The organism is Promicromonospora kroppenstedtii DSM 19349 (assembly GCF_000515355.1).
Classification (GTDB): domain Bacteria; phylum Actinomycetota; class Actinomycetes; order Actinomycetales; family Cellulomonadaceae; genus Promicromonospora; species Promicromonospora kroppenstedtii.
The window spans coordinates 210210-218909 of sequence record NZ_KI911760.1; the positions used below are offsets into that span (position 1 = coordinate 210210).

Here is an 8700-nt window from a genome sequence, read left to right on the forward strand (position 1 = left end):
CGGCGCCAGCGCCGCCCCCGCCGTCGGCCGCGGCCTCCATGGCGGCGCCGGCCTGGAACTGCTGGAAGGCGGCCATGCTGCCCACGGTGCCGGACGAGACGATGCCCATCGAGGTGCGCTTGTCGAGCGCCTCCTCGACCTCGGGCGGCAGCGAGATGTTCTCGATGACGAACTTCGGCACGGCGATGCCGAGGTCGGTCGACAGCTCCTCGGTGAGCCGGGCGGCGAGCTGGTCGCCGAGGTCACCGTGGTGCGCGGCGACCTCGATGACGGGGATGCCGGACGACGAGAGGACGCTCGCGAAGTGGCTCACCACGTTCTGGCGCAGGTACTCGTGCACCTCGTCGGTGCGGAACTGGGGGTCGGTGCCGACCAGCTCGCGCAGCAGCAGCCGCGGGTCGGAGACCTTGGCGGAGAACGCGCCGAAGGCCCGCACGCGCACCATGCCGAGCTCCGGGTCCCGCATCATGACGGGGTTCTTGGTGCCCCACTTGAGGTCGGTGAACTGGCGGGTGCTGACGAAGTAGACCTCGGCCTTGAACGGCGAGTGGAAGCCGTGCTTCCAGCCCTTCAGGGTGGACAGCACCGGGAGGTTCTGGGTCTCCAGGGTGTAGGTGCCGGGCTCGAACACGTCGGCGATGGTGCCCTCGTTGACGAAGACCGCGGTCTGGGACTCGCGGACGACGAGCCGGGCGCCCATCTTGATCTCGTTCTCGTAGCGGGGGAACCGCCACACGATGGTGTCCCGTGTGTCGTCGAGCCACTCGACGATGTCGACGAGCTCGCCCTTGATCTTGTCCAGCAGACCCATGACGTCTTCCTCTTCTCTCCACCCGGACACTCGCCCGGAAGCCCCAAGCACTCGGACCCTACAAGTCCGGTACGTCCCGGCAAACGAAAAGGAATCGCGTTCGGTGCCCGGGACGTCCTGAGGCCGTCCCACGGGCCGTCCGGCGCCTGCCAGTGGACCGGACATGTGAGAGAGTTTCACCGCAGGGTGACAACCCGGCGAACCTGTCCGGAGGTGCAAGGGACCGATGACCGTCCTCGTGGCGTACAACGAGTCACCCCAGGGTGAGGCCGCTATGCGTGCGGCCGTCGCCGAGGCGGTACGGCGCAGCCAGGAGCTGGCCGTGCTCGTGCTGACGCCGCAGGCGGACACCAAGGTCCCCGCGTCGCTCGCGCACCTGCTCGACACCGTGCCCGGCACGGTCTCCGTGGCGCCGATCGTGTTCCGCGCCGAGCAGGCAGACGTCGCCGACGCGATCGTCGACCAGGCCGAGGCCGTGTCCGCGGATCTCGTGGTGATCGGCTCGCGCAAGCACTCGACGGTCGGCACCTTCCTCGTGGGGTCGACGACGCAGCAGGTGCTGCTGGACTCCCCCGCCCCGGTGCTCGTGGTCAAGGCCAGCTACGCCTGAGCCTGCGGACTACCCTCATGGGATGAGCGCTGTGACTCTCGGGATCCCGTCGGTGCGAGGCGTGCCCCGGCGCGCGGCCACTCCGGCGGGGCGACCACGCCCCGAGACGCCCCTGCTGGTCGACCGGTACGGGCGTGTCGCGCACGACCTGCGCGTGTCGATCACCACGGCGTGCTCCCTGCGCTGCACCTACTGCATGCCGGCCGAGGGCCTACCCCTCGTGCCGCGCGACGAGCTGATGACGCCGGACGAGATCGGCCGGATCGTCGGCATCGGCGTGCGCGACCTCGGCATCCGCGACATCCGGTTCACCGGGGGCGAGCCGCTCATGCGGCGCGACCTGGAGCAGATCATCGGCGCCTCCCGGACCGCCGCGGACGACGCCATGCGCCATCTCGGTGCGGGCGCGGACCAGCGCGTACGCATCGCCATGACCTCCAACGCGCTCGGCCTGGACAAGCGCGCCGACGCGCTGGTCGCGGCCGGGCTGGACCGCGTGAACGTCTCCCTGGACACCGTGGACCGGCAGGCGTTCGCGACCCTGACCCGGCGCGACCGCCTCGACGACGTGCTCACGGGGATCCAGGCGGCACTGGCCGCCGGGCTGGCGCCGGTCAAGATCAACGCGGTGCTGCTGCCCGAGACCCTTGCGGGCGCCGCCGACCTGCTCGCCTGGTCCGTGGAGCACGGCTGCAACCTGCGGTTCATCGAGGAGATGCCGCTCGACGCCGACGGCCGCTGGACGCGCGACGACGTGGTCAGCGCGGCCGACCTGCTGGAGGTGCTGGGGTCGCGGTTCACGCTGACCCCCGCCGGCCGCGAGGACCCCTCGGCCCCGGCCGAGGAGTGGCTGGTCGACGAGGGCCCCGCCACCGTCGGGATCATCGCCTCGGTGACCCGCTCGTTCTGCGGGGCCTGCGACCGCACCCGGCTGACCGCCGAGGGCACGGTGCGCTCGTGCCTGTTCGGCAACGAGGAGACGGACCTCAAGTCCCTGCTGCGCGCCGGCGCCACCGACGACGAGGTGGGCGACGCGTGGCGCGCCGCCATGTGGGCCAAGCCCCGCGCCCACGGCAGCGACGCCGTCGAGCTGGCCGCCGACGCCTTCGCCGAGACGGAGCGCAGCATGGGCGCCATCGGCGGCTGAGGATTCGACCCGTCGAGATGCCCAGCAGAAGCTCGTCCATCTGCATTGTAGGACCTCGTCGAAATGCTCAATAGAACGTCGTCCGCCTGCTAGGTTGGGCCCATGGCATACCAGCGCCGGATCGTCGACGACGTGCTCGACGACCTGTTCCCTCACCTGGCCGCGATCGCTTTGGAAGGCGCCAAGGGCGTGGGGAAGACGGCCACTGCCAGCCAGCGAGCGGCGACGGTCCTGACACTCAATGAGCCTCGCCAGCGCGAGGTGCTCGCAGGCCACCCCGACTACGTGGTCCAGGCACGGCCGCCTGTGCTGATCGACGAGTGGCAGCTGGAACCGTCGGTCTGGGACCGCGTGCGTCGAGCTGTCGACGACAACAACAAGGGTGGACAGTTCCTGTTGGCAGGGTCGGCCAGTGTCCCGCCAGGAGTGCGAATCCACTCGGGGGCGGGGCGCATCGTCAGCTTCCCGATGCGCCCCCTCGCATTCGCAGAACGTGGCCTGGAGGAACCGACCGTTTCACTCGAGGCGTTGCTCCAGGGCGGACACCCCGAGATCAGCGGTCGCACCGCCATCGACCTTCAGACGTACGCCGACGAGATCCTCCGGTCTGGATTTCCTGGCATCCGAGATCTACCGGAGCGCGCCCGGCGAGTCCAGCTGGACAGTTATGTGGCACGGATCGCGGAACGGGAGCTGCCCGAGAACGGAATTACCGTGCGCCGACCGAACGCACTCAGATCCTGGCTCGCCGCCTACGGTGCCGCGACGGCCACCGATGCCTCGTACACGACGATTCTCGACGCGGCCACAGCCGGAGACGACGACAAGCCGACACGGGCTACCGCCGATACTTACCGCGAGCACCTGCAGCGAATCTTCGTTCTCGACCCGGTCCCCGCGTGGATACCGACATTCAACACCCTCAAGCGCCTCACCCACGCCCCGAAGCACCACCTGGTAGATCCTGCGATCGCTGCCCGCCTGGTCGGCGTCGGTAAGCCCGGACTGCTGCGCGGCGAAGGCACTCGTGTCTCGGCACAGACGGGCACCTGGCTCGGAGCGCTCTTCGAATCGCTCACAGCACAGAGCGTGCGTGTCTACGCGGGAGCGATCGACGCGCAGATCGGGCACCTCCGCACGAAGAACACCGACCACGAGGTGGACCTGATCGTCGAAGGCGAGGACAGGAGGGTCGTCGCCGTCGAGGTCAAGCTCGCCGCAACGGTCACCGACAAGGACGTGCGTCACCTCAACTGGCTTCACGACCAGATCGGCGACCGAATGGCCGATCGAGTTGTCGTCACGACGGGCGAGTTCGCATACCGGCGGCCTGACGGCGTCGCCGTTGTCCCGCTCGCGCTGCTCGGCCCCTGAACCGAACCAGCGCGACATGACCGGCACGTGACGTCCCGTCGTCCCAGGTGACGCCCCGGGGACGCCCGCGTGTACGTTGCCGGAAGCCTCGGCCGCCCGCGCTCCAAAACCAGACATAACACCCAGAGGCCTTTCTAGGCTCGCCGCCGTGACCACCATCGCGACGACCCGGGCACCGGAGGACCCCGGCGCCCCGCACGCCGGATCGGCCGCCCCCGAGCGCACCGAACCCCAGCGCCTGCGCCGCAGCCGCCTCGCGGCCGGCCGCCGCCGCACCGCCCTGCTCTGGGCGCTCCTGCTGGCCGGCCCCAACATCGCCCTGCTGCTGGTCTTCGTGTACCGGCCGCTGGTCGAGAGCCTGTACCTCTCCACCCTCCAGTGGAACCTCGGCTCCCCCACCGCGCGGTTCGTCGGGCTCGGCAACTACGTCGAGTGGTTCACCGCCCCGACCACCGGGCGCATCGTCCTGACCACCCTCGTCTTCACCGTCGCGACGGTGGGCGGCGCCATGGTGCTGGGCCTCGGCCTCGCCCTGCTGCTGAACCGCAGGCTGCGGGGCCGCGGCATCGCCCGGACCGTCGCGTTCGCGCCGTACGTGCTGGGCGGGTTCGCCGTCGGCATCCTCTGGCTGTTCATGTTCGACCCGCGCTACGGCCTGATCCAGGAACTGCTCGGCTGGGTGGGCATCGCCTCGCCCCAGTGGTACACCGGCCGCCCCTGGCCGCTGGTCATGGTGATCGTCGTCTACCTGTGGAAGAACCTCGGGTACGTCGCCCTCATCTACCTGGCAGGCCTGCAGGCCGTGCCGCAGGACCTCAAGGACGCCGCCGCGCTCGACGGCGCCTCCGCCGCACGCACGCTGCGCTCCGTGGTGCTGCCCCTGCTCACGCCCACCACGTTCTTCCTGCTCGTGACCATGCTGCTCAGCTCCCTCCAGTCGTTCGACACGATCAAGGCGATGACGCAGGGCGGCCCGCTCGGGTCCACCACCACGCTCATGTACTCGATCTACGTGGAGAGCTTCGTCAACGGCCGGGCGGGCTACGCATCCGCCGTCGCCACGATCCTGTTCCTCGTGCTGCTGGCCGTCACCGCAGTGCAGCTGCGGTTCGTCCAGCAGAAGGTGCACTACGCATGACCGCCACCACGCTCCCGCAGACCGCCGGCTCCACCGCTCCCGCCCGACGACGGCGCCCGCCCCGGCTGGGCGGCTACGTCACCATGATCTTCGCGACCCTCGTGCTGGGCGCCCCGCTGCTGTGGATGGCGCTCGCGAGCCTCAAGGCACCGGACGAGCTGTACCAGGTGCCCCTCCAGTGGTTCCCGGCGCAGCCGGACCTGGACAACTACGCGCAGGCTGCGGGCGCCATCCCGCTCGGGCGGCTGCTGGTCAACAGCATCGGCCTGACCGTCGTCGGCGCGGGGCTCAAGGTCGCGCTCGGCCTGTGCTGCGCGTACGCGCTGGTCTTCCTGGACTTCCCGTTCCGCAAGGTCGTGTTCGGGCTGGTGATCGCCACGCTGATGATCCCGCCGCAGATCACGATCATCCCCAACTACACGCTCGTGGCGAGCCTGGGCTGGCTGAACACCTACCAGGGCATCCTCGTGCCCGGGCTGGCCAGCGCGTTCGGCACCTTCCTGTTCCGCCAGCACTTCCTCACGCTGCCGCGGACCGTGCTGGAGGCCGCCGAGCTCGACGGCGCGGGCCACTGGCGCAAGCTGTGGCGGTTCGTGGTGCCGATGAGCACGCCGACGCTGGCCGCCGTCGCGCTGGTCTCCGTCGTGACCGAGTGGAACGACTACCTGTGGCCGTTCCTCGTGGTCGACGACCCCTCGAAGATGACGCTGCCCGTGGGGCTCACCCTGCTGCAGAACACCGACGGCATGACGAACTGGGGCGTGCTGCTCGCCGCCACCGTCGTCGTGACCCTCCCCATCCTGCTGGTCTTCCTCGTCCTGCAGCGCCGGCTCGTCGCCGGTCTGACCGCCGGCGCCGTCACCGGCTGACCAGCGCCCGCACCCCGAGAACTCTCAGAGAGACAACCAAGGAGCACCCGTGTCCCACCGCACTGCCCGCCGTGCCACCGCGCGGCCGCGCACCGTCGTCGTCACCGCGCTCGCCGCGCTGACCGCCCTGACCGCAGCCGGGTGCGCCGGCCCGAGCGTCGGCGCGGCCGGCGGCTCCGACGAGCCGTCGGCCGAGGCCGTCGACTGGTCGCAGGTCGAGCCCGCGAAGGAGATCACCTGGTGGAGCAACCACCCGGGCGCGTCGCAGGAGGTCGAGCAGCAGTTCATCGACGAGTTCAAGGACGAGACCGGCATCAGCGTGAAGCTGGTGACCGCGGGCGCCGACTACGACGAGGTCGCCCAGCGCTTCCAGGCCGCCTCGCAGACGGACGAGCTGCCCGACCTGGTCATCGCCTCGGACGTCTGGTGGTTCCGCTACCACCTCAACGACCAGATCATGCCGGTCGACGACGTCATGGAGTTCCTCGACGCCGACGCCGCGGACTTCCAGCCCGCGCTGTACTCCGACTACGAGTACGACGACCAGCACTGGGCCGTGCCGTACGCGCGCTCGACGCCGCTGTTCTACTACAACAAGGACCTGTGGGACGCCGCCGGCCTGCCCGACCGGGGCCCGGAGACCTGGGCCGAGCTCGAGGAGTGGGACGCCTCCCTGAAGGACGAGGTTCCCGAGAAGGGCTCGACGTTCGGCCTGTCGACCGGCCCGTCGTGGGGCGCATGGTGGTTCGAGAACATGATCTGGGGCCAGGGCGGCGCGTACTCGGACGGCTTCGAGCTCACGCTCGACACGCCTGAGGCGATCGCGGGCGGCCAGTTCGTGCACGACCTGTTCCACGAGTCCGGCGTGGCCACCCTGTCGGCCGACGACGCCATGGCCGACTTCTCCTCGGGCCTCATCGCCTCCACGATCGGCTCGACCGGCTCGCTGAAGGGCGCGCTCGACGCCGCGAAGTTCGAGGTCGGCACGGCCTACCTGCCCGACGGCCCGCAGGGCGGCGGCACGCCGACCGGAGGCACCGGCCTGGCGATCCCGTCGTCCAAGACGCCGGAGGAGCAGCTCGCGGCCGCGATGTTCCTGGAGTTCCTCACCGACACCGAGAACACCGCGACCTTCTCGCAGTCCACCGGCTACATGCCCGTGCGCACCTCCGCGGTGGAGAGCGACACCATGAAGGCCACCTACGAGGAGACGCCGCAGTTCCGCACCGCGGTGGACCAGCTCGCCGACAAGGCCCGCGTGCAGGACGACGTCCGCGTCTTCGTGCCCGGCGCCGACGCGCTGCTGAACGACGCCCTGGAGCAGATCGTCATCGAGGGCGCCGACCCGGCCACGGCGTTCGAGGAGATCACGCCGCGCATCGAGACCGCGTACACCGAGAACGTCGAGCCCTACCTGGACCCCCAGGACTGAGGCCCCCTTCGGCCGACGTGGCCGGCAGGCCCAGGTCCACCCCGCCGCCCGCGAGGCACGGGGTGGATCTGGGCCCTGCCGGAACGTGGTTGAATCACGCCGTGCCTACAGCGACCGATCGGCCGCACCGCATCATGATCGTCACCGACGCCTGGGAACCGCAGGTGAACGGTGTCGCCACGGCGCTCTCGCGCACCGTGGCCGAGCTGCGCCGGATGGGCTGCGCGGTGGAGGTGGTCACGCCCTGGGACGGTTACCGCACCATTCCGCTGATCACCTACTCCGAGATCCGCGTGCCCATCATGGCCCGCGACGACGTGGAGCGGCGGTTCCTGGAGTTCGCGCCCGACGCCGTGCACATCGCCACCGAGGGTCCGCTCGGCTGGTACGCGCGCGCCGTCTGCGACCACTTCGGGTTCCCGTTCACCTCCAGCTACCACACCCAGTTCCCCGAGTACGTGAGCGCGCGCTGGTCGTGGATCCCGCTCTGGGCGGGGTACCGCTACGTGCGCAAGTTCCACGACAAGTCCGGCGCGGTCCTGGTGGCGACGCCGACCATGCGCGAGCAGCTCACCCAGTGGCGCATCCGCAACGTGACGCCGTGGAGCCTCGGCGTGGACACCGAGCAGTTCCACCCGCGCCGCCGGGCGGCCGCGACCGGATCCGGCGCCACCGGCAACGGCGTCTACCGGGACCTGCCCGGACCCGTCTTCCTGTACGTGGGCCGGCTCGCGGTGGAGAAGAACGTCGAGGCGTTCCTCGACCTGGACCTGCCCGGATCAAAGGTCGTGGTCGGCGACGGCCCGGCCCGCGCCGACCTGGAGGCCGCCTACCCTGCGGCGCACTTCCTGGGCCGCCGCTCGGGCGACGACCTGGCGCAGCACTTCGCCGACGCCGACGTGCTCGTCTTCCCGAGCCGCACCGACACGTTCGGGCTGGTCATCCTGGAGGCGATGGCGTCGGGAACGCCGGTGGCCGGGTTCGACGCACCGGGCCCGCGTGACCTGATCCCGGGCTCCGGCGCCGGTGCCGTCGACGACGACCTGCGCGCGGCGTGCCTTGCTGCCCTGGCGTGCTCCCGCGAGGAGACGCGCCGGTACGCCGAGCTGTTCTCGTGGCGCGCGTGCGCCGAGACGTTCTACGACCGGCTCGACGTGCCGCCGCCGCCGGTGCGGGAGCGCATCTGGGTGCGCGGGATGCAGCGGCTGCCGAACCTGGGCCTCACCGGGCTGAGCATGCCGAACCTGTCGATGCCCCACCTGACGCTGCCGTCGCTGCCCAGCCTGCCGTCCCTGCCGAGCCTGCCGTCCCTGCCGAGC

The 8700-nt window shown here is 70.5% G+C and carries 8 protein-coding genes; 7 read left to right on the top strand and 1 reads right to left on the bottom strand.

Annotated elements, in window-relative coordinates:
* Positions 1–811: SPFH domain-containing protein (locus PROKR_RS28240; RefSeq protein WP_036970519.1), on the bottom strand; the 811-nt coding region annotated here is incomplete at its 3' end.
* Positions 812–1037: 226 nt separating this feature from the next.
* Here PROKR_RS28240 and PROKR_RS28245 point away from each other — a divergent pair.
* From PROKR_RS28245 to PROKR_RS28275, 7 genes are all read left to right on the top strand, one after another.
* Positions 1038–1421, top strand: coding sequence for a universal stress protein (locus tag PROKR_RS28245; protein WP_036970521.1), 384 nt, complete (start codon positions 1038–1040; stop codon positions 1419–1421).
* A gap of 22 nt (positions 1422–1443) precedes the next feature.
* On the top strand, positions 1444–2568 hold the full coding sequence (gene moaA / locus PROKR_RS28250) for a GTP 3',8-cyclase MoaA (protein ID WP_036970524.1): 1125 nt from the start codon (positions 1444–1446) through the stop codon (positions 2566–2568).
* A gap of 102 nt (positions 2569–2670) precedes the next feature.
* Positions 2671–3942 (top strand): ATP-binding protein, encoded by a 1272-nt coding sequence (locus PROKR_RS28255; RefSeq protein WP_036970526.1) that lies wholly within the window; start codon positions 2671–2673, stop codon positions 3940–3942.
* A gap of 148 nt (positions 3943–4090) precedes the next feature.
* Positions 4091–5080 (top strand): carbohydrate ABC transporter permease, encoded by a 990-nt coding sequence (locus tag PROKR_RS28260; RefSeq protein WP_036970529.1) that lies wholly within the window; start codon positions 4091–4093, stop codon positions 5078–5080.
* Positions 5077–5949, top strand: coding sequence for a carbohydrate ABC transporter permease (locus tag PROKR_RS28265; RefSeq protein ID WP_036970532.1), 873 nt, complete (start codon positions 5077–5079; stop codon positions 5947–5949). Before PROKR_RS28260 ends, PROKR_RS28265 begins: the two co-directional genes overlap by 4 nt.
* 49 nt (positions 5950–5998) lie before the next feature.
* Positions 5999–7381, top strand: a complete 1383-nt coding sequence (locus tag PROKR_RS28270; protein WP_036970534.1) for an ABC transporter substrate-binding protein — start codon at positions 5999–6001, stop codon at positions 7379–7381.
* Between the two features lie 101 nt (positions 7382–7482).
* On the top strand, positions 7483–8700 hold a 1218-nt coding region (locus PROKR_RS28275; RefSeq protein ID WP_211240265.1), incomplete at its 3' end, for a glycosyltransferase family 4 protein.

Coding starts and splice junctions, on each gene's coding strand:
- PROKR_RS28245 (WP_036970521.1), top strand. CDS start 1,038: ATGACCGTCCTCGTGGCGTACAACGAGTCACCCCAGGGTGAGGCCGCT.
- moaA (WP_036970524.1), top strand. CDS start 1,444: ATGAGCGCTGTGACTCTCGGGATCCCGTCGGTGCGAGGCGTGCCCCGG.
- PROKR_RS28255 (WP_036970526.1), top strand. CDS start 2,671: ATGGCATACCAGCGCCGGATCGTCGACGACGTGCTCGACGACCTGTTC.
- PROKR_RS28265 (WP_036970532.1), top strand. CDS start 5,077: ATGACCGCCACCACGCTCCCGCAGACCGCCGGCTCCACCGCTCCCGCC.